This window comes from Mesorhizobium sp. B2-4-3, from assembly GCF_006442815.1.
Lineage (GTDB): Bacteria > Pseudomonadota > Alphaproteobacteria > Rhizobiales > Rhizobiaceae > Mesorhizobium.
This window is the reverse complement of record NZ_VFVL01000016.1, coordinates 94,057-114,187: the sequence shown is the minus strand read 5'-3', so window position 1 is coordinate 114,187 and position 20,131 is coordinate 94,057. Positions and strand designations below refer to the sequence as shown.

16 protein-coding genes and 1 pseudogene are annotated in these 20,131 nt (G+C 64.8%); 7 read left to right on the top strand and 10 right to left on the bottom strand.

Translation table 11 applies throughout. The annotated features are described in order from the left end of the window. Positions 1-54: 54 nt before the first annotated feature. The 4 genes from FJ956_RS17000 to FJ956_RS16985 are packed head-to-tail and all read left to right on the top strand — an operon-like array spanning position 55 to position 3,927. Positions 55-1,353, top strand: coding sequence for a cytosine deaminase (locus tag FJ956_RS17000; RefSeq protein WP_140678691.1), 1,299 nt, complete (start codon positions 55-57; stop codon positions 1,351-1,353). 2 nt (positions 1,354-1,355) lie between these two features. Next, a complete protein-coding gene (locus FJ956_RS16995; RefSeq protein WP_140678808.1) occupies positions 1,356-2,759 on the top strand; it encodes an FAD-binding oxidoreductase in 1,404 nt (467 codons plus the stop codon). Continuing rightward, positions 2,759-3,340 (top strand): NAD(P)H-dependent oxidoreductase, encoded by a 582-nt coding sequence (locus FJ956_RS16990; RefSeq protein ID WP_181170236.1) that lies wholly within the window; start codon positions 2,759-2,761, stop codon positions 3,338-3,340. Before FJ956_RS16995 ends, FJ956_RS16990 begins: the two co-directional genes overlap by 1 nt. Further along, positions 3,340-3,927: an NAD(P)H-dependent oxidoreductase gene (locus FJ956_RS16985; protein WP_140678696.1), complete on the top strand. Its 588-nt coding sequence runs from the start codon at positions 3,340-3,342 to the stop codon at positions 3,925-3,927. The genes FJ956_RS16990 and FJ956_RS16985 overlap by 1 nt, the downstream gene beginning before the upstream one ends. Before the next feature lie 150 nt (positions 3,928-4,077). On the opposite strand, the gene FJ956_RS16980 is transcribed toward FJ956_RS16985, so the two are convergent. The 5 genes from FJ956_RS16980 to FJ956_RS16960 all read right to left on the bottom strand — a co-directional run bounded on the left by FJ956_RS16980 (position 4,078) and on the right by FJ956_RS16960 (position 11,738). Further along, complete coding sequence (locus FJ956_RS16980) at positions 4,078-6,525, bottom strand: FAD-dependent oxidoreductase (protein ID WP_140781976.1); 2,448 nt, start codon at positions 6,523-6,525, stop codon at positions 4,078-4,080. After that, complete coding sequence (locus tag FJ956_RS16975; protein ID WP_140678700.1) at positions 6,522-7,703, bottom strand: pyridoxal phosphate-dependent aminotransferase; 1,182 nt, start codon at positions 7,701-7,703, stop codon at positions 6,522-6,524. Before FJ956_RS16975 ends, FJ956_RS16980 begins: the two co-directional genes overlap by 4 nt. Beyond that, on the bottom strand, positions 7,703-8,602 hold the full coding sequence (locus FJ956_RS16970; RefSeq protein WP_140678702.1) for a homocysteine S-methyltransferase family protein: 900 nt from the start codon (positions 8,600-8,602) through the stop codon (positions 7,703-7,705). The genes FJ956_RS16975 and FJ956_RS16970 overlap by 1 nt, the downstream gene beginning before the upstream one ends. Continuing rightward, positions 8,599-11,052, bottom strand: a complete 2,454-nt coding sequence (locus FJ956_RS16965) for an FAD-dependent oxidoreductase (protein WP_140678704.1) — start codon at positions 11,050-11,052, stop codon at positions 8,599-8,601. The genes FJ956_RS16970 and FJ956_RS16965 overlap by 4 nt, the downstream gene beginning before the upstream one ends. 98 nt (positions 11,053-11,150) lie before the next feature. Then, positions 11,151-11,738 carry an XRE family transcriptional regulator gene (locus FJ956_RS16960; RefSeq protein ID WP_281405620.1) on the bottom strand — a complete coding sequence of 196 codons (588 nt, stop codon included), beginning with the start codon at positions 11,736-11,738 and terminating at the stop codon, positions 11,151-11,153. A 236-nt stretch (positions 11,739-11,974) separates the two neighbouring features. Here FJ956_RS16960 and FJ956_RS16955 point away from each other — a divergent pair, with 236 nt between their 5' ends. Further along, positions 11,975-12,679: a nitroreductase gene (locus FJ956_RS16955; protein WP_140678706.1), complete on the top strand. Its 705-nt coding sequence runs from the start codon at positions 11,975-11,977 to the stop codon at positions 12,677-12,679. A gap of 22 nt (positions 12,680-12,701) precedes the next feature. On the opposite strand, the gene FJ956_RS16950 is transcribed toward FJ956_RS16955, so the two are convergent. Together FJ956_RS16950 and FJ956_RS16945 are read right to left on the bottom strand one after the other, a co-directional pair. Next, complete coding sequence (locus FJ956_RS16950) at positions 12,702-14,084, bottom strand: MFS transporter (RefSeq protein ID WP_246672099.1); 1,383 nt, start codon at positions 14,082-14,084, stop codon at positions 12,702-12,704. A gap of 234 nt (positions 14,085-14,318) precedes the next feature. After that, the gene (locus tag FJ956_RS16945; RefSeq protein ID WP_140678710.1) at positions 14,319-15,215 is read right to left on the bottom strand and encodes a LysR substrate-binding domain-containing protein; all 897 of its coding nucleotides are present in this window, start codon (positions 15,213-15,215) and stop codon (positions 14,319-14,321) included. Positions 15,216-15,300: 85 nt separating this feature from the next. On the opposite strand from FJ956_RS16945, the pseudogene FJ956_RS31110 reads away from it, so the two are divergent. Continuing rightward, positions 15,301-15,735, top strand: a pseudogene (locus tag FJ956_RS31110) (DMT family transporter). A gap of 73 nt (positions 15,736-15,808) precedes the next feature. Next, positions 15,809-16,219: a VOC family protein gene (locus tag FJ956_RS16935; RefSeq protein WP_140678712.1), complete on the top strand. Its 411-nt coding sequence runs from the start codon at positions 15,809-15,811 to the stop codon at positions 16,217-16,219. An 18-nt stretch (positions 16,220-16,237) separates the two neighbouring features. On the opposite strand, the gene FJ956_RS16930 is transcribed toward FJ956_RS16935, so the two are convergent. From FJ956_RS16930 to FJ956_RS16920, 3 genes are read right to left on the bottom strand one after another with little or no spacing between them, the layout of a single operon-like run. After that, positions 16,238-16,825, bottom strand: coding sequence for a sarcosine oxidase subunit gamma (locus FJ956_RS16930; protein WP_140678812.1), 588 nt, complete (start codon positions 16,823-16,825; stop codon positions 16,238-16,240). 7 nt (positions 16,826-16,832) lie between these two features. After that, complete coding sequence (locus tag FJ956_RS16925) at positions 16,833-19,841, bottom strand: sarcosine oxidase subunit alpha (protein ID WP_140678714.1); 3,009 nt, start codon at positions 19,839-19,841, stop codon at positions 16,833-16,835. Next, positions 19,838-20,131 carry a sarcosine oxidase subunit delta gene (locus FJ956_RS16920; protein ID WP_140678716.1) on the bottom strand — a complete coding sequence of 98 codons (294 nt, stop codon included), beginning with the start codon at positions 20,129-20,131 and terminating at the stop codon, positions 19,838-19,840. Before FJ956_RS16920 ends, FJ956_RS16925 begins: the two co-directional genes overlap by 4 nt.

Here is a 20,131-nt window from a genome sequence, read left to right as displayed (position 1 = left end):
CAGTGAGGGGCCCCTTTGGGGAACGGTTCTGCATAGGACAGCGGGGGCCAGGCCTTGATACCGACCTCTGGTTCTTATCGCCTGGCTAACGTCCGCCTCCATCGGTCGCTCACGCCCGGCCTCGCCGCAACCTTCGACGGCGACGGCTTCGCGCTTGCCGACATATCTGTCGCCGACGGCAAGATCGCCGATCTTGCCGCGCACGACCGGGCAGTGGCGCAGCCCGACGCGATCGACCTTGCCGGCCGCATCGTGCTGCCGTGCTTCGTCGACTGCCACACCCATATCGACAAAGGCCATATCTGGCCGCGAAAGCCCAATCCCGACGGCACCTTCATGGGCGCGCTCAATGCCACCGGCGCCGACCGCGCCGCGCGCTGGAGCGCCGAGGATGTCGCGCGGCGCATGGATTTTTCACTGCGCTCGGCCTACGCGCACGGCACCAAGGCCTTGCGCACGCATCTCGACAGCGTGCCGCCGCAGGAGGAGATATCCTGGCCGGTGTTCGAGGCGATGCGGGACAAGTGGCGCGGGCGCATCGACCTGCAGGCGGCCTGCCTGCTCGGCATCGAAGGCGTGCGCGACAAGAAATGGTTCGAGAAATTGGCGAAACGCGTCGCCGCGGCCAAGGGTGTGCTCGGCGTCGTCACCTATATGGTGCCCGATCTCGAGGAACTGCTCGACCAGGTGTTCGCGCAGGCGATCAAGCACGGGCTCGACCTCGACTTCCATGCCGACGAGACCGACGACGTCGCGGCGATCTCGTTGAAGAAGATCGCCGAGGCTTCGCTGTGGAGCGGTTTCGAGGGCAACATCCTGGTCGGCCATTGCTGCTCGCTGGCGCGCCAGCCGGACCTCGAGGTGCTCGACACGCTGGACAAGGTGGCTAAGGCAGGGCTCGCCATTGTGTCGCTGCCGATGTGCAACCTCTATCTGCAGGATCGCCGCAACAACGAGACGACGCCGCGCTGGCGCGGCGTGACGATGCTGCACGAGATGAAGGCGCGCGGCATCAAGGTGGCGGTGGCCTCCGACAACACGCGCGATCCGTTCTATGCCTATGGCGATCTCGATATGCTCGAAGTCTACCGCATGGCGACGCGCATCCTGCATTTCGACCATCCGGTCGGCGATTGGCCCAGGGCGGTGGCGGCGACGCCGGCCGAGGTGATGCGGCTCGACGGCGCCGGGACGCTTGCCGCCGGATGCAGCGCCGACTTCGTCGTCTTCAAGGGCCGCAGCTGGACCGAATTGCTGTCGCGGCCCGAATCGGATCGCATCGTGGTGCGCGGGGGCAGGGCGATCGAACGCCAACTACCCGACTATGCCGAACTCGACGAACTGATGGTGTGATGATGGATATCACAGCGCTGAAGCGCGATCTCGACGGGATCAAGGTCGACGACCATCCGGCCATCGTGCAGCAGAAAAGCCGCGACTTCTACTGGTACAGCCCGGTGCTGAAGGCGCAGCTCGATCACGTCAAAGGCGACCTGATCGTTACGCCGAAGAACGAGGACGAGGTGATCCGCGTTCTGGCTGCCTGTCACCGGCACGGCGTGCCGGTGACACCGCGCGGTAGCGGCACCGGCAATTACGGCCAGGCGATGCCGCTGTCGGGCGGCGTGGTGCTCAACCTTGCCGAGATGAACAAGGTCAAGTCGATCGCGCCTGGACGCGTGGTGACCGGGCCGGGCGCCGTGCTGGCCGACATCGACAAGGCGACGCGGGCGCATTCCGGGCAGGAGCTGCGCATGTCGCCTTCCACCTACAACACGGCTTCGATCGGCGGCTTCGTCGCCGGCGGCTCGGGCGGCGTCGGCTCGATCAATTTCGGCGGCTTGCGCGATTTCGGCAATGTGCTGCGGTTGCGCGTCGTCACCATGGAGGCCGAGCCGAAGGCGCTCGAGCTCACCGGCGAGGACCTGCACAAGGTCACGCATGCCTATGGCACCAACGGCATCATCATCGAAGTCGAGATGCCGCTGACCGCCGCCTATGAGTGGGTCGACGTCATTGTCGGTTTCGACAGCTTCATGGCGGCTGCCCGCTACGGCAACGCGCTGGCCTGCCAGGACGGCATCCTGACCAAGCTGATCACGCCGATCGCCGCACCCGTGCCGCAGCTCTATTTCAAGCGGCACCAGAAATTCCTGCGCGAGGGGCAAAGCATCTGCGTCGTCATGGTCGCGCGGCATGGGCTCGACGCCTTCCTGACCTTCACCCGGCGCACCGGCGGCGAGGTCATCTTCAACGCGGCAACCGCGACGGACGAGGACAAGAAAGGCCTGCCGCCGGCCTATGAGCTTGCCTGGAACCACACGACGCTGAGGGCGCTGCGCGTCGACCCGTCGATTACCTACCTGCAGTCGCTCTATCCGTTCCCCAACCAGTTGGCGCTGGTCGAAAAGATGGACGCGATGTTCCCCGGCGAAGTGTTTTCACATCTCGAATTCGTGCGGCTCGACGGCAACATCACGTGCTTCGGCCTGCCGCTGGTCAAGTTCACCACCGAGACGCGGCTCAACGAAATCATCCGCCTGCATGAAGAGAACGGCTGCCCGATCTTCAATCCGCATCGCTACACGCTGGAAGAGGGCGGCATGAAGCAGACCGACGAGATCCAGCTCGCCTTCAAGCGCCAGACCGATCCGCAAGGCCTGCTCAATCCCGGCAAGATGATTGCCTGGGAAAATCCGGACTACGATTATCGCTCCGGCCGGACGTTCCTGTTCAAGGGATTGCAGAAGGCGGGCTGATGAAAATCCTCGTGCTCTTCGCTCATCCGGTGGAGACCAGCTTCAACGCCGGCCTGCACCGGACGATCGTCGAGCGGCTCGCCGCGGCGGGGCATGCGGTCGACGATTGCGACCTCTACGCCGAGGATTTCGATCCGCGGCTGACGCGCGCCGAGCGGCTCGGCTACCACGGCCCGCGCGGGCCGGACGACGCGGTCGCCGGCTATGTGGAGAGGCTCCAGAGGGCCGAGGCGCTGGTGCTGTCTTTCCCGGTCTGGAATTACGGTTATCCGGCGATCCTGAAAGGGTTCTTCGATCGCGTGTTCCTGCCCGGCGTGTCATTCAAGCTGGTCGACGGCAAGGTGCGGCCGACGCTGCATAACATCCGCAAGATGGCGGCCATCACGACCTATGGCGGCAGCCGTTTTCGCGCCATGCTGATGGGCGATCCGCCGCGCAAGATCGTCAAGCGCATGCTGCGGGCCACGATCAAGCCCGGCGCTCCCGTCTCCTATCTCGCGCATTATTCGATGAACCTTTCGACCGACGAGACGCGCAACGCCTTCATGGCGAAGGTCGCGGCCACGATGGACGCCTTCTGATGCGCGTGCTGGTGGTCTATTGCCATCCGGTGCCTGAAAGCTATTGCGCGGCGATCCGCGACATGGCGATCGAGGTGCTGAAAGGGCGGGGCTGGGACGTGCGGCTGCTCGACCTCTATGCCGAGAATTTCGACCCGGTGATGAGCTGCGAGGAGCGGCGCTTCTACAACGACCGGGCGCCGCAAGACCCGGCGCTCAAGCCGCATTTCGAGCACCTGCAATGGGCGCAGGCGATCCTCTTCATCTATCCGACCTGGTGGTACGGCCTGCCAGCGATGCTGAAGGGCTGGTTCGACCGGGTCTGGGCGACCGACATCGCCTTCAAATTGCCAGCCGGCAAGGGACGGATCACGTCGCTGATGCGGCACGTAACCAAGGTCGGCGTCATCACCACCTGCGGCGCGCCAACCTGGTGGAGCGTGGTCGTCGGCCAGCCGGGACGCAAGACAATTCTGCGCGGCATGCGGGCGCTATGCGCCACGCGCTGCAAGACGGTTTTCCTGGCGCATTACCTGATGGATGCCTCGACGCCGAAGAGCAGGGCGGCGTTTCTGGCGAAGGTGAGGACGAGGCTGGAGAGGTTTTGAGCGCCTCTTCCTTCTCCCCTTGTCGCCGAAGGCGACGGATGAGGGGTGCTCCATGGAACGCCGACGTCTTACTCCGCTGGAACACCCCTCAACCGTCTCGGCGCTTGCGCGCCGATCCTCCTTCTCCCACAAGGGGAGAAGGAGGAGGCGCTACATTCTCACCCGTTCCGCCTTGGGATCATACATCGGCTTCAGCGATGCCTCCGCGGCGAAGCGCTCGCCGGCGATCTCCACCTCGTAGGATGAGCCCAGCACATCCGCCTCGCTCTCGCCCTGGCAAGGCACATAGCCAAGCCCGATAGCGCCGCCGAGATGGTGGCCGTAATTGCCTGACGTGATCGGGCCGACGATCTTGCCGTCGCGCAGGATGGGCTCGTTGTGGAAGAGCAGGGGCTGCGGGTCCTTCAGGCGGAACTGCACCAGCCGGCGTGACAGGCCGGCTTCCTTTTTCCTGAGCACCGCATCGCGGCCGATGAAGCCGGCTTTGCTCGTCTTCACCGCAAAGCCCAGTCCGGCCTCCAGCACATTGTCCTCGTCGGTGATGTCGTGGCCGAAATGGCGGAAGGCCTTTTCGATGCGGCAGGAATCGAGCGTGTGCAAGCCGCAAAGCTTCAGGCCAACATCGGCGCCGGCTTCAGCGATCGCTTCGAAGACATGGGCCGCCTGCTCCGTCGAGACGTAGAGTTCCCAGCCGAGCTCGCCGACATAGGTGACGCGGTGGGCGCGGGCCAGCCCCATGCCGATCTCGATCTCCTGGAACGTGCCGAACGGATAGGCTTCGTTGGAAAAATCGTTCGGGCTGACCTTCCGGATCAGGTTTCGCGCTTCCGGTCCCATCAGGCAGATGACGGCTTCGGCGGCGGTCACGTCGGTGATGACGACGAATTCGTCGGCGACATGCTTGCGCAGCCAGGCAAGGTCGCGCTGCAAGGTGGCGCCCGGCACGACGAGGAAATAGGCCGTCTCCGACAGCCGCGTCACGGTGAGGTCGCTCTCGATGCCGCCGCGCTGGTTGAGCATCTGCGTGTAGACGATCTTGCCCGGCGCGACGTCCATGTCGTTGGCGCAGAGCCGCTGCAGGAAGGTACAGGCATCGCGGCCCTCGACGCGTATCTTGCCGAAGGAGGTCATGTCGAACAGGCCGATGCCGTTGCGCACCGCCAGGTGCTCTTCGCGCTGATTGTCGAACCAGTTCTGCCGCTTCCACGAATAGCGGTATTCGCGCTCCTGGCCATCGCGGGCGAACCAGTTGGCACGCTCCCAGCCCGCCACCTCGCCGAAGACGGCGCCGCGCGCCTTCAAATGTTCATGCAGAGGCGAGCGACGCACGCCGCGCGAGGTCGCCATCTGGCGGTAGGGAAAATGGTCGGCATAGAGCAGGCCGAGCGTTTCCGACACGCGCTCCTTGAGATAGCGGCGGTTCTTCTGGAAGGGCTGGGCGCGGCGGATGTCGACCTCCCACAGGTCGAAGGGCGCCTCGCCGTCGTTGATCCATAGCGCCAGCGCCATGCCGGCGCCGCCCGAGGAGACGATGCCGATCGAATTGTAGCCGGTCGCCATCCAGTAGCCGGCAAGTTCCGGCGCCTCGCCGAGATAGTAGCGATCGTCGGGGGTAAAACTCTCCGGACCGTTGAAGAAGGTGTGGATGCCGGCGGTGCCCAGCATCGGCATGCGGTTGACGCCCATTTCGAGGATCGGCTCGAAATGATCCATGTCCTCGGGCAACTGGTCGAAGCAGAAATCCTCGCGGATGCCATCCATGCCCCAGGGCTTCGCCACCGGCTCGAAGGCGCCGAGCATCATCTTGCCGGCGTCCTCCTTGTAGTAGGCGCACTCGTCCGGCACGCGCAGCACCGGCAGGCGGGACAGGCCGGGGATCGGCTCGGTGACGAGGTAGAAATGCTCGCAGGCATGCAGCGGGATGGTGACGCCGTTCTGCCGGCCAAGCTCGCGCGCCCACATGCCGGCGCAGTTGACGACGATGTCGGTCTCGATCGTGCCTTGCTCTTCGCCCTGCGCCCAGGAGACGCCGGAGACGCGACCGTTCTTCGTGTGGACCTTGGTGACCTTGACGTTCTCGATGATTGTCGCACCGCGCTGGCGCGCGCCCTTGGCCAGCGCCATGGCTATGTTGGCCGGATCGCACTGGCCGTCGAGCGGCAAATGCACGGCGCCGACCACGTCCGAGACGTTGAGATGCGGGTACATCTCCTTGACTTCGCTCGGCGAAATCTCGCGGACGTCGACATCGAAGGCGCGGGCGAGCGATGCCTGCCGATAGATCTCGTGCTTGCGCTCTTCGGTCAGCGCGACGGTGATCGAGCCGACCTGGCGCATGCCGGTGCCGACCTCGGTCTCGGCTTCGAGCTTGACGTAGAGGTCCGCCGAGTATTTCGCCAGCCGCGTCATGTTCTGCGAGCCGCGCAATTGGCCGATCAGCCCGGCTGCATGCCAGGTGGTGCCGCTGGTGAGCTGCTTGCGCTCGAGCAGCACGATGTCGGTCCAGCCGAGCTTGGCCAGGTGATAGGCGACCGAGCAGCCGGAGACGCCGCCGCCGATGATGACGACGCGGGCTTTCCTGGGAACGGTCTTGGTCATGCGGCCTCGCGGCGATAGTTTGAGGCTAAGCGGCGCACGCGAAGCGCTGCTTCCTTGAGGATGGGCTCGGGCTGGCAAAGGCTGATGCGGATGTGGCCGGCGGCAGCTTCGCCGAAGCTCGATCCGGGCATGACGCCGACCTTTTCCTTGTCGAGCAGCGCCCAGGCGAATTTCTCGTCGTCGGGTTCGACGGCGGAGACATCGAGCATGATGTACATGCCGCCTTCGGAGCCGCGCACGGTGACTTCATTGGCGCCGCGTATGGCGTCGAGGAAGACGGTGCGTCGCGCGGCGTAGCGCTCGGCGATGTCCTTCACGCCATAGTGGTTCTCCAGCGCCTCGGCGCAGGCGATCGAGATGAAGGCCGGAAGACCGTAGGTCGTGACCAGATTGAGGTCGATCATCAGCGCGATCATCGCTTTCGGCCCGGTCAGCCAGCCCATGCGCCAACCGGTCATGCCGTGGCTCTTCGACATCGAGTTGATGACCAGCGTGCGCTCGGCCATGCCGGGCAGCGAACGCGGCGAGATATGCTCGCCGCCGCCAAGCGTCCAGTAGACCTCGTCCGATAGCAGCCAGAGATCATGCTCCTTGCAGATTTCGGCCAGTTGCTCGAGCCGTTCGCGCGAATAGACGGCGCCCGTCGGGTTGTTCGGCGTGTTGATCAGGATGGCGCGGGTGTTGGGCTTGACCGCGGCGCGGATCATGTCGGCGCGGGGTTGAAACCCATCTTCGGCGGGCGTCTCGACCACGGTGAAACTGGCGCCCGCGGCGCTGAAGGTGTTCGGGTAGGTGGCGTAATAGGGCGCGACGACGATGGCGTGGTCGCCCGGATCGAGCATGCCCTGCACGGCGGCATAAAGCGCCCCCTGGCCACCGGCCGTGGCGATGACTTCGTCGGGTTCCGTCAGGACGCCGGTGCAGGCGGTGGAGGCCGCCGCCATCGCCTTGCGCAGGCGCGGCAGGCCAGGCAGCGGCGTATAGTGATGGTTGCTGCCGCGCACGGCGGTCACGCAAGCCTCGATCGTTTCCGACGGCGTGTCGAAGTCATGGTCGCCGACCGAGAGCACGATGATGTCTTCGCCGGCCTGCCTACGGGTCCAGGCGGCGAAGTGGACTTCCCAGCCATCCTTGCCCGAAGGCACGATACCGGTAATGCGCTTTGACGGCTTTGGCATCAGAAGACTCCCGAAATCTGGTGGCCGGCCTGCGTGAGCTTGTCGCGCAGGGCGGCGATATGGGCGGGGCCGACCTCGCAACAGCCGCCGACAATGCCGGCGCCGACATCGACCCAGCCGATGGCCTGGTCCGCATAGGCTTGCGGATCGAGGTCATGGCGAGCATGCAGCACGTCGACCGTCCCGCCATGCTTCAATGCCTCGACCGAGGTGAAACCATTGGCATAGGCACCGACCGGTCCGCCAAGGGCGACGAGTTCGGGCAAGGCGGCGGCGATGGCCTCGGGCCGGCAGCAGTTGAGCAGCCGGGCCGCGACCGGCAGGTCGTCGAGGGCGTTGACGGCGGCAGCAATGGTTTCGCCGCTGCGCAGGCGCGGCGCGCCGTGATCGGCGAGCGTCCAGGACACCCATACGGGCTTGCCGCTTTCAGAGGCCGCGGTGACCGCTGCACGCGCCTCCTCGGCGGAGGCCATCGTCTCGCACAGGAACAGATCGACGCCGTCGGCCTGCTCGGCGACGATGCGTCGATAGATATCGAGCGTGTCCTCCAAGGAGATGGTCAGCGCCGGCGCGTAGCTGCCGAACAGAGGCGACAGGCAACCGGCGATGGCGGTGTCGCCTGCTTCGTCGCGAGCCTGGCGCGCCAGTTCGATACCGCGCTTCTGCAACGGCTTGAACAAATCTTCGGCGCCCTCGCGCTCCAGGCGCTCCGGCGTTGCCGAATAGGTGTTTACGGTGATGACGCGGGCGCCGGCACGGATGAATTCCGCATGCAGGTCGCGCACAAGGTCCGGCTCGTCGATCAGCACCCTGGCCGACCACAGCGGCGTCGGCTCGGATTTGCTGCGGCGGACCAGTTCCTGGCCCATGCCGCCGTCGGTGAGGATAACTGAGGTCATGCCCGCAATCTTTCGTTCTTCGGATCCCATAGCGGCTCGTCGTTCTGGACGATGGCCTTGAAGCGATCGCCAAAAATCTCGACCTCGATCGCCGTGCCCGGTTGCGTGAGATCGGCGCGCAGCATGCCAAGCGCAATCGATTTGCCGACGCGGTGGCCCCAGCCGCCCGACGTCGTCTCGCCGACGATGCTGCCGCCATGCCAGAGCGTCGACATATAGGGCGCGTCGCAATCGCCCGGGTTCTCGACGACCAAAGTGACGAAGCGCTTCTTCACACCCTGCTGCTTTTCATTGAGCAAAGCCGCCTTGCCGCGGAAATCGGGCTTATCCCATTTGACGAAGCGCTCCAGGCCGCCCTGCAGGATCGAATAGTCGGTCGACAGATCGCCTTTCCAGGCACGGTAGCCTTTTTCCAGCCGCAGCGAATCCAGCGCATACATGCCGAAGGGCTTTAGCCCGTGCTTCCGGCCTGCGGCCCAGACGGCGTCGAAGACGGTCGCCGTGTCCGCGACCTTGGTGTGGATCTCCCAGCCTAGCTCGCCGGCGAAGGAGACGCGCACCAGCTTCGCCCAGCGTCCAGCGATGGTGGCTTCCTGATGCGTCAGCCAGGGCAGCGTCAGATCCGCTCCGCAGACCTCGGCAAGGATTTTTCGCGAGTTCGGACCGGCGAGGATCTGGGTCGAGTATTCTTCCGTGCAGTCGGTCAGCGTGAAGGCCGCGTCGACGGGCATGCGCGACTTCAGCCATTCGAAATCGTGCCATTGCGCGACCGCCGCGGTGATCAGCGTCATCTGGTCCTCGCCATGGCGTACGACCGACATTTCGGTGACGATGCGGCCCTTGTCGTCGGCGAAATAGACGAGGCCGATGCGGCCGGGCTTCGGCACAAGGCCGGTGACCTGCCTTGCCAGCCAGTCGGCCGCACCGGGGCCTTCGAGGTTGAAGCGCGAGAAACCGGGCAAATCGAGGATGCCGGCGGCGTCGCGCACGGCCAGGCATTCCTCGCGCACGCGCTGCTGCCAGGGTCCGTCGCGGCGGAAAGTCAGCGTCGCTTCCTCGGACGTGTCGTCGCCCGGCCCGGCATACCAGGTGGCGCGCTCCCAGCCATTATAGGCGTCGAACTGGCCGCCCAGCGCCTTGGTGCGATCGTGCAGCGGCGAAAGCTTGCGGTTGCGCCCCTCCGGCCAGGCATGACGCGGGAACTGGATGGCGTATTCGTTGCCGTAGATTTCCATGCCCTTGGCCACGCAATAGTCGGGCGCGGAGGCGAAGCTGGTGAAGCGGCGCGGATCGCAGGACCACATGTCCCATTCGGTCTGGCCCTCGGTGACCCATTCGGCCAGCACCTTGCCGGCGCCGCCACCCTGCGCGATGCCGAAGGTGAAGACACAGGCCTCGAAGGCGTTCGGCACGCCGGGCATCGGCCCGATCAGCGGGTTGCCGTCCGGCGCGTAGGGGATCGGTCCGTTGATCACCTTGGAGAGGCCGGCGGTGCCGAGGATCGGCACGCGGGCGACGGCGTCGGCGAGGTAATGCTCGAGACGGTCGAGATCGTCGGGGAACAGCTGGAAGGAAAAATCCTCCGGCATCGGATCGTTGTGGGTCGCCCAATGCGCGCGGCAATTGCGCTCATAGGGACCGAGATTCATACCGGTCTTTTCCTGGCGCAGATAATACGACGTATCGACGTCGCGCAGCAGCGGCAGTTTCTTGCCTTGTTCCTTCGACCATGCGGCGAGTTCGGGGATTTCCTCGAACAATATGTACTGATGGCTCATCACCATCATCGGCACTTCGCGGCCGAACATTTTTCCGACCTCGGCGGCGCGGTAGCCGGCCGCGTTGATGACGATCTCGCAGCGGATTTCGCCCTGCGGGGTGGCGATTACCCATCCGCCGTTCTCGCGGCGCACGCCGGTGACCGGGCAGAAGCGGATGATTTTCGCGCCCATGTCGCGCGCGCCCTTGGCGAGCGCCTGGGTCAGCTGCGCCGGGTCGATGTCGCCGTCGCTCGGATCGTAGAGCGCGCCCTTCAGCTCATGCGTCTCGATGAAGGGGTAGCGGCGCTTGATCTCGTCGAGGCCGACGACGTCGATGTCCATGCCCTGGTAGCGGCCCATGCCCTTGGCACGCTGGAATTCCTGCATACGCTCCCTGCTGTGGGCAAGCCGGAGCGAGCCGGTGACGTGGTAGTTCATCGGATAGTCGACCGCCTCGGCCAGCCCACGATAGAGTTCGGTCGAGTAGCGCTGCATGTTCATCAGCGACCATGACGAGGAGAAGGTCGGCACGTTGCCGGCGGCATGCCAGGTCGAGCCGGAGGTCAGCTCGTTCTTTTCCAGAAGCACGCAATCGGTCCAGCCGGCCTTGCAGAGATGATAGAGCGAGGAGGTGCCGACGACACCGCCTCCGATGATCACCACGCGTGCCGTGGTCGGCAAACCGGCCATTTTCTTCCTCCAGAGTCTCAGCGCTTCGCGCTTCGATTTTTGTTTTTGATGCATGTCGTTATCCCAAACCGCTTTGCACTTTTGGGTGACATGCATTGTCAGTATACCGGCGGCGAAACCACCCAGATGACCACAGCCGGCTCGGCGCCGGGATTGCGCCAGCGGAACGGCTTGCCCTCGAAGCGGAACGAATCGCCCTCGCCGAGACGGTGCCAGACGCCGTCGATCTCGATCTCGAACGTGCCCGATGCGACGTAGCCTGCTTCTTCCGTCGGGCGGCGCGCTTCGGTCTTCAGCTCCGCGCCCGGCGCGAAGACCGAGCGCAGCATCTCGAAGCTACCGCCGAGGTCTGGCGACAGAAGCTCCTCCACCAGGCCGGATTCACTTGTGCCAAGCGAACGGCGATTGCCGGCGCGCACGACCACGCCGCGTTCCTCTTCGACAGGCACATCATGGCTGAAGAACAGGCTGACCGGAACGTCGAAGAGGCTGGCGAATGCTCTGAGGTCGCCGAGCGAGGGGATAGAAAGACCGCGCTCGACCTGGCTGACCCAGCCGACCGACCGGCCGAGCTTGAGGGCGATTTCGGCGAGCATGAGGCCGCGCGCCTTGCGAAGCGCGCGGATGTCGCCGGCGAGCAGCCGGTCACCATTGTCCTGCTCCGATTTGGTCGCGGTCGGGGTCAAAGGCTGCTCGTGAAAAAAACTGGATAAATTTCATGAGAGGGTAAAATCATGAAAAAATCAAGGAGATTTTCATAGGCCACAAGATTTGCTTGCGCGTTTTCGGCGGTTGATGCAAAGGCTCGCGCACGAGCGGCGAGTGGGGCGTCCGGTCGGGGACCAGTTTTAGCTTATAGTCTGCGGATGGTCGTTAAGGAAACCGGGTTGCGGGTTTCTGGCCATGCCGAAAGGGACGACCCATGCTTGAGAAGAACATCCGGATCGCGTCGGATGCGGAGATCGTCGATGAGGCGATCATGTCGCGCCGGTCGGTGCGCGCCTTCCTGCCCGATATGGTCGATGACGACACGATCCGCGCGATCCTCGCCGTCGCCGCGCGCGCGCCGTCCGGCACCAACATGCAGCCCTGGCGCGTCTATGTGACCAAGGGCGAGGTCAAGCAGCGCATCAGCGACGCGATCCTTAATTCCGGCATCCGCGCCGAAAAGGCCGAGTGGGACGAATATCGTTATTATCCCGACCAGTTCTTCGAACCATACCTCACGCGCCGCCGCGCCAACGGCTTCGGGCTCTATGGCGTGCTGGGCATCGGCCGCCGCGAGGTCGACAGGATGCGCGCCCAGCACGACCGCAACTTCATCTTCTTCGACGCGCCGGTCGGCATGATCTTCACGATCGACCGGAGACTGAACCAGGGGTCGTGGATCGACTACGGCATGTTCCTGCAGAACATCATGGTGGCGGCGCGGGGCAGGGGGCTGCATACCTGTCCGCAGGCGGCCTTCGCGCCCTATCACCGTCAGATCAGGCCGGTGCTCGATATTCCCGACGAAGAGATCGTCGTCTGCGGCATGGCGCTGGGCTACGAGGACACATCGAAGCCGGAGAACGAATTCCGCACCGACCGCGCGCCGCTCGAGGACTGGGTAAGCTTCGCGGAATAATGACGCCGAGTTTCTCGGTTGGCTAATCGGTGCTCATGTGCGCGCCGTGGCCGCTGACATGGGCGCCGTCTTGCGGCGTCAGCCTGAGATAGGCCGACAGCGCGCAAAGCGTGATCAGCCCCTCGATGACGAACAGGATGCGGTAGTCGTTGACGTTGGCCTTGCCGCCGCCGGCAAGCAGCGACAAGAGCGCCGCCGCGAAGCCGACGCTGATCGCCACCGCGAGCTGCCACAGGATGTAATAGAGCGCGCTGAAGCGCGCGAGCTGCTCCGGCGCGATGTCCGAATAGGAAAGATTGCCGGTCGAGGCCCATTGCACCGAGCGGAAGACGCCGAAGGCGAAGATATAGGCCAGAACGATCCAGGCCGGCAGGCTCTCCTGCATCAGGGCAAAGCCCGCGACCAGCAAGGCGACGATCGGCGTGTTGGTGACCAGCACGCGCTTGAAACCGAAGCGGTTCAACAGGCGCGGCATGAAGAAGCGCATCGTCAACGACCCGATCGCGGCGATGAAGGTCAGCGATCCGGCCTCTACCGCGCTCATGCCGAAGCCGAGCTGGAACATCAGCGGCAAGAGGAAAACCACCGAGCTCAGGCCGATCGTGTCGAGCGCCCCGCCGGTGAGGAAGGAGATGCGGAAGGTGCGGATGCGCAAGAGATTGAGGTCGAGCAGCGGGTTGCGCGCGCGCAGGCAGTAGAAGGCGGCAACCGCCAGGATGACGATCGCCAGGCCAAGCTCGATGCCGATGAGACTATTCGCGGCATCCTTGGCGGCAAGCGAATCCATGCCGAAGACCAGCAGCCCCATGCCGCTGCCGACGAGTAGGAAGCCCGGAAAATCGAACGGCGTGCGCACCGGCTTGGTCGTCGTGGGAAACATGGAGGCGGCCAGCATTGCGGCGGTCAGCGCGATCGGGATGTTGATGTAGAAGATCCAGCGCCAGGAAACGTAGGTGGTGAGCGCGCCGCCGACGAGCGGGCCGACCAGCGGCCCGGATTGGCCGGCCAGCGAGATATACATGTTGATCTTCAGCGTGCGATCGCGCGGGAAGCTCGACAGGATCACGACCTGACCAAGCGTGCCCATCAGCGCGCCGCCGCAGCCCTGCAGGGCGCGCGAGCCGACCAGCATCCAGATGTTTTCCGAAAGGCCGCACAGGGCCGAAGCGCCGGCAAAGACGAGCAGCGCGAAGCAATAGACGTTGCGCAGGCCGAAGCGGTCGGCCAGCCAGCCGCCGAGCGGCATGGTGACGATGAGGCTCGCGACGTAGACCGTGATCAGCAGGCCAAGCTGGCTTGGCGGGCGATCGAGGCTCTCGCCGATGCCGGGCAGCGCGGTGACCACGACGTTCTGGTCGAGGCTGGTCATGAACACGCCGCAGGCGACGGTCGCCGGCAACAGCATTGACGGACCGCCCGCCGGAGCAAAGCGGGTCGTGGCCGTCGCCGAAGTCTCTAACGTCATGGGAAGGGTATGGTCGAACTGGTTGCCTGAGCGGACGTCTGCCCTGGCAAACGCCGATGATTCTTTATCTATCGTCCTTGCTGGCCCAACGCTCAAGCAGCAGTTGTAGCGGTCCATAGTACCAGATACCGGCTGGACCAATCCTGGCACTGCCAGGCGGGCCTTACACCTCGCTCAGTCCTCAAACAGATGTCGAAGGCGCGCGCGCAGCCATTGATGCGCGGGGTCGCCATCGCGCCGCTTGTGCCAGATCTGGGTAAATTGGAAATCTGGAATCTCGAAAGGTGGGTTGAATACGCAAAGCCCGTTGCCGGGCGCCGGCAGTATCCGGCTGGCGACCGTAAGCACGAGGTCGGTGCCGACGATCAAGCGCGGCGCGACACCCCAATGTGGAATGATCAGGCAGAGCCGCCGCTTGTGACCCAGTTCGACCAGGGCCTTGTCGACCTCGCCGAGGCGGTCCGGTCGCAAGTCGACAAGAGCATGCGGCCGTTCCAGATATGCGGGCAGGTCCATCCTCAGCTCGCCGCCGAGGCTTGCCGCATCGGCGAGGCAGGCGAAGCGCTCGTCGAACAGCCGATGCGAGCGCACGGAAGCGTCCAGGCCGGGAAAGACGCCAAAGGCGAGGTCGATCTCGCCGTCGACGACTTGCGAGACCATCACCTCGCGGCTCGCCTGGCTGACGGCGAGGTCGACATAGGGCGCCTGGGTGCGCAAGAGGGGCAGCAGGGCGGGCAGGATAACCGCGGCACCATAATCCGACATGGCGAGACGAAATGTCCGGCGTTCCTTCGCCGCGTCGAAGCCGGCCGGTGCAAGGAGGTGCCGCATACGATCGAGCGCCTCGGCGAGCGCGGGGGCGATTTCCATGGCGCGCGCCGTCGGTTCCAGGCCGCCCGGGCGTCTGACCAGCAACGGGTCGTCGAGAAGGTGACGCAATCTGGCAAGGGCATGGCTGATGGCGGGCTGGCTCTTGTTCAGCCGGATTGCCGCCCGCGACACGTGCCGTTCTGAAAGCAAGGCCTCCAGCACGACGAGGAGATTGAGATCGACACCGGCAAGATTATTCATGGTGTGCATATTAATTGTGCGATTATGGAATTTCCATAAATCTCAATTATGGCCTAACCCGGCATGATCGATATGGAGATATCTCATGCCCGGTTCCCTTTCCTTTCTTGTCTCCGCGTTGCTGGCGGGGGCCGCGGTCCCTTTCCAGTCCGGTGCGAACGCGATGCTCGGCCGTCTGCTCGGTCATCCGCTCTGGGCGACCCTGGTTTCGCTTGGCGTCAGTGCGGTGCTGATCGTTCCCGTCATGGCGGTTTTCAGGGTGCCGGTTCCATCCTCAGAATGGCGTTCGAGGGGCCATGGTGGATTTGGATCGGCGGTGCCGTGGGCGTGATCTACATCACCGCGGCATTGCTGCTCGCGCCGAAGCTCGGCGCGGCGAGCTTCATCGTTGCAGTCATAGCCGGCCAGATGGCGGCTTCGACGGCCATCGACCATTTCGCCCTGATGAGCTTTGCCCATTGGCCGATCACCACGGTCCGTTTCGCCGGACTTGTGCTCATCATCGCCGGACTCGTGGTGACACAATGGTCAAATTCCATTGCGCGGCCATCCGCTCAACTCGACCTGAACTCGACCGAAAAAGGAAACGGCAAATGAAACCTCACCTCGTCTTGCGCGTGGCGCGGCCCACCAACGACCTCGCGGCCGTTGTCCGCTTCTACAGGGATGGTCTCGGTCTTCAGGAGCTGTTTCGCTTCGACAACCATGACGGCTTCGACGGTGTCATGCTCGGGCAGCCCGGCGACTCCTACCATTTCGAATTTACCCACGCCCACAACCACGATGCGGGCCGGGCGCCTACCGCCGACAATCTCGTTGTCTTCTATCTCCCGGACCATGACGCCTGGGAATCGGCCGTGCGGCGCATGAAGGACCACGGCTATGCCACGGTCCCGTCCTTCAATCCCTATTGGGACAGGCAAGGCGTCACTTTTGAGGATTGCGACGGCTATCGCGTTGTCCTGCAGAACGCCGATTGGAGGACGGTTGAGCAAAACGCGTAAACGGCACGCAGACCACGCCTATTGCACCTCGTAGCCGACTTCTTCCGAGGCGTGGCACAAAGCCTTCCAGAACGAGCGCGCGAAGGAGCGGAAGACGTAGATATCGAACTGGTCGGCGCCGCTGCGCTGGATCTGCGCGAAGACGTCGTGATGGTTGGTCGAACGTCCAGCGCCGAGCGGGAAGGCCGGCAAGGCGAAGTCGATGGCAAAGAATTTCGCCATCACCCATTCGGCCTTCGGGCCGGCGATACGGATCGCGGTGCGGCCATGCGAAAGGTCGGTGAGCGTGCCGATCGCCGGCGTGATCGATCCGGCAAAGGCCTGAGCCAAACCTTCGGCCTCGTCCACCACGGTGAATTTCCCCGGCGCGAAGCCGAAAACGGCGCGGGCGCCGCTGCTCACGCCGCCGCCGGCGCCGTCGGGCAGAGCGAGCCCAGCGACCTTGCGGATAATTTCGATCAGACGCTTCTCTTCGCCCGGCCATGCGGCGAGCTGCAGGATCGAGCCCGGCCGCGTCTCGGACAGGATGACGTCGACGCCATGTTCGAAATTGCCGTGCGAACCCGGATGATACTCCGGCTCGAGCGGCGATTGGCGTTCGGGCAAATGCTGCTCAGCCATGCATGCGGCTCCCGTCCGGATCGTAGAAGTGGTTGGAGACGATCTCGATCGGCCCGAACCGGTTGCGCAGCGGGTCGGAGACGAAGGCGCGAGTCCCGTGACGCGCCTTGCCGCCCTTGACCAGCGCAAGGGCTATATATTTGCCCAGCGCCGGCGAATAGCAGCATGCGGTGATGTGACCGAGCGATCCGTGCGGATTGGCCTCGTCCAGTTCCTCGACGATATGCCCGCCGCCATTGAGCGCTCGGTTGTCGAGCGCAATCACCCCGACCAGCTCCAGCCGGTCGGAGCCGATCAGGCCTTCCCGGTCCATCATGGCCGAGCCGATGAAGGGCTTCTTCTTCGACAGCATCCAGTCGAGATGGAGGTCGCGCGCGGTGGTGCGGCCGTCGATCTCGGCGCCGGTGACATGGCCCTTCTCGATGCGCATCGTGCCCAGCGCCTCGAGCCCGTAGGTGACAAGGCCGAAAGGCTTGCCGGCCTCGATCAGTGCTTCCCAGACGTGGGTGCCGTAGCCGGCGCCGGAATAGACCTCGAACGCCATCTCGCCGGAGAAGGACAGCCGGCAGATCATCACCGGGATGCCGGCGATCCGGCCATGGACGATGCCCATGAAGGGCAGGGTGGCGTTGTCGACGGCGGTGCCGGTGACGCAGGAGGCAAGGATGGCGCGCGCGTTCGGTCCGCCGATCGCCGCGCCCGCCCATTCGTCGGTGACGGAGGTGACAGTGACCTTCAGCTCCGGCCAGATGACGTCGAGGAAATATTCCAGATGCTGCATGACCTTGCCGGCATTGGCGGTGGTGGTGGTCATCAGGAATTCCTGATCGCCGAGCCGCCAGGTGGTGCCGTCGTCGAAGGCAAGCCCGTCCTCGCGCAGCATCAGTCCGTAACGGGCCTTGCCGACCGCGAGCGTCGAAAACATGTTGGTGTAGACGCGGTCGAGGAGTTCAGCCGCGTCTGGTCCCTGCACCGCGATCTTGCCCAGCGTCGAGACGTCGACGATGCCGGCGCTTTCGCGTGTCGCTTTCGCTTCGCGGACATAGGCCTGCTCGACCGTCTCGCCGGCAAGGCCGTAGATCATCGGGCGGTACCAGAGGCCTGCCGAATACATCCTCGCGCCATTGGCGAGGTGCCAGTCATGCATCGGCGTCAGCCGTTCGGGCTTGAGGTCGCCGAAGCGTTCGGCGGCCAAGGAGCCGATCGACACCGCCGTGTAAGGCGGGCGGAAGCGGGTCGTGCCGACTTCGGGGATCGGCTTGCCGAGCGCCTCGGCCATGATCGCAAGGCCAGGCACATTGGAGTTCTTGCCCTGGTCGGTCGCCATCCCGAGCGTGGTGTAGCGCTTCAGGTGCTCGACCGAGACGAAGCCTTCGCGATGCGCCAGCCGCACGTCTTCGGCCGTCACATCGTGCTGGAAGTCGACAAAGCTCTTGCCCTTGGCCTTGATCTCGAAGACCGGCGCCGGATCGGGATCGCCGGGGGCGACCTCGACCACGGGCAGGGGAGCGGATGACACTGCGCCGCCAGCCGCCTGAAGGCCGACCGCGCGGCCTTCGGCGATGGCTTCAGCAGTCGAAAAACCGCCGGTGAAGGCACCTGCGCCAACCCATTGCTGATTTGGCCAGCGCTGCGTCGGCTTCGGTGGCAGGAAGGCCTGCCGGGCCGGGTCCCATTCGGCCTTCGCTCCGGCCTGGCTGGCAAGATGGATGGTCGGTGACCAGCCGCCGGACATCAGAAGGCTGTCGGCATGGATGCTGCGTTCGTCGCCGCTCAGCGCACCGCTCATGGCGTCGAAGCGCTGCACCTTGAGGCCGGTGAGGCCCTTGCCGCCCTCGGTCGCAATCACGGCATGGGCGGCAAGCAGTTCGGCCTCGGCCTCGCTCGCCAGCCGGCGCATTTCGTTCGAGACGTCGCTTCGGACATCGACGATGGCAACGACAGCGGCGCCGGCCTTCTTGAAGGCAACGGCCGATCGATAGGCGCTGTCGTTGTTGGTGAAGAGCGCGATGCGCTGTCCCGGCAGCACGCCATATTCATTGACGTAGCGTTCCGCCGCATGCGCCAGCATGACGCCGGGACGGTCGTTGCCCGGGAACACCAGCGGCCGCTCGAAGGAGCCGGTGGCGAGAACCACGGTGCCTGCGCGGATCGCCCAGTAGCGCTGGCGCGGCTCACCCTTGGCGGCCACTTCCTTATGATCGGTCACGCGTTCGAGCGCGGCCAGCGTGTTGCCGTCGTAATAGCCCCACACCGTCGTGCGCGGCAAAAGGCGGACATTGTCGTTGCCTTCGAGCTGCCCGACGGTGCGCAGGGCCCAGTCGGCGGCAGGCATGCCGTCGATGGTTTCGCCCGACCAGTTGGCGGAGCCGCCGAAGTTGGCTTCGAGATCGGCGAGGATGACGCGGGCGCCCTGGTCGGCGGCGGCCTTTGCCGCCATCAGGCCGGCCGGACCGGAGCCGACGATCAGCACGTCGCAAAAAGCGTTCATGCGCTCGTAGCGCGCCGGATCGGGCGCGGTGCCGGCCTTGCCGAGGCCGGCTGCGCGACGGATGAAATGCTCGCAGAACATCCAGAAGCGCGTGCCCTTCAGCGGGCCGATCACCGGACCCATGAAGGTCTTGTAGTAGAAGCCAGCCGACAGGATCTTGCCGCCGAGCTGGTTGATCGCGCTTATGTCCCAGGCGAGCGAGGGGGTACGGTTCTGGCTGACGGCGACGAGCCCGTCATAGATCTCGACCATGGTGGCCGCGATGTTCGGCTCGCGCACCTCGCCGCGCAGCACCGTAACCAGCGCGTTCGGCTCCTCGACGCCGGCGGCAAGCAGGCCGCGCGGGCGGTGATATTTGAAGGAGCGGCCGAACAGCGTCACGCCGTTGGCGAGCAGCGCCGAGGCCAGCGTGTCGCCGGCGTGACCGGTGTAAGGCGCGCCGTCGAAGGTGAAGCGGATGGTGCGCAGCCGGTCGATCCGGCCGCCGATCTCCGTGCGGCGAGGGCTCACGAGCGGCCCTCCGCCCTGTTGTCAGCGGATTTGTGGCCGCCACGGGCGAAGGCGGTGCTCAGGATTTCGTGTGTGATGGTGTTGCGCACGACCCTCAGATGCGCGCGGCAGCCGCCGGAATGCTGCCATATCTCGTTGTGATCGCCGGCCGGGTTCAGCCGGTCGTAGACATAGGCGTTCCAGGCGTCGAGGTTCTGCGAGGCCGGCTGCGGCCGCTCGCGGTTGCCGTCGCCCTGATAGGTGAATTCGATGACGTCGCGCGGGCCGCAATAGGGACAGGTGATCAACAT

Bases quoted from the DNA above. Each gene is read 5' to 3' on its own strand.
- FJ956_RS16995 (WP_140678808.1), top strand. From the start codon at position 1,356: ATGGATATCACAGCGCTGAAGCGCGATCTCGACGGGATCAAGGTCGAC.
- FJ956_RS16990 (WP_181170236.1), top strand. From the start codon at position 2,759: ATGAAAATCCTCGTGCTCTTCGCTCATCCGGTGGAGACCAGCTTCAAC.
- FJ956_RS16985 (WP_140678696.1), top strand. From the start codon at position 3,340: ATGCGCGTGCTGGTGGTCTATTGCCATCCGGTGCCTGAAAGCTATTGC.
- FJ956_RS16980 (WP_140781976.1), bottom strand. From the start codon at position 6,525: ATGACCAAGACCGTTCCCAGGAAAGCCCGCGTCGTCATCATCGGCGGC.
- FJ956_RS16975 (WP_140678700.1), bottom strand. From the start codon at position 7,703: ATGCCAAAGCCGTCAAAGCGCATTACCGGTATCGTGCCTTCGGGCAAG.
- FJ956_RS16970 (WP_140678702.1), bottom strand. From the start codon at position 8,602: ATGACCTCAGTTATCCTCACCGACGGCGGCATGGGCCAGGAACTGGTC.
- FJ956_RS16965 (WP_140678704.1), bottom strand. From the start codon at position 11,052: ATGGCCGGTTTGCCGACCACGGCACGCGTGGTGATCATCGGAGGCGGT.
- FJ956_RS16955 (WP_140678706.1), top strand. From the start codon at position 11,975: ATGCTTGAGAAGAACATCCGGATCGCGTCGGATGCGGAGATCGTCGAT.
- FJ956_RS16950 (WP_246672099.1), bottom strand. From the start codon at position 14,084: ATGCTGTTGCCGGCGACCGTCGCCTGCGGCGTGTTCATGACCAGCCTC.
- FJ956_RS16945 (WP_140678710.1), bottom strand. From the start codon at position 15,215: ATGAATAATCTTGCCGGTGTCGATCTCAATCTCCTCGTCGTGCTGGAG.
- FJ956_RS16935 (WP_140678712.1), top strand. From the start codon at position 15,809: ATGAAACCTCACCTCGTCTTGCGCGTGGCGCGGCCCACCAACGACCTC.
- FJ956_RS16920 (WP_140678716.1), bottom strand. From the start codon at position 20,131: ATGTTGATCACCTGTCCCTATTGCGGCCCGCGCGACGTCATCGAATTC.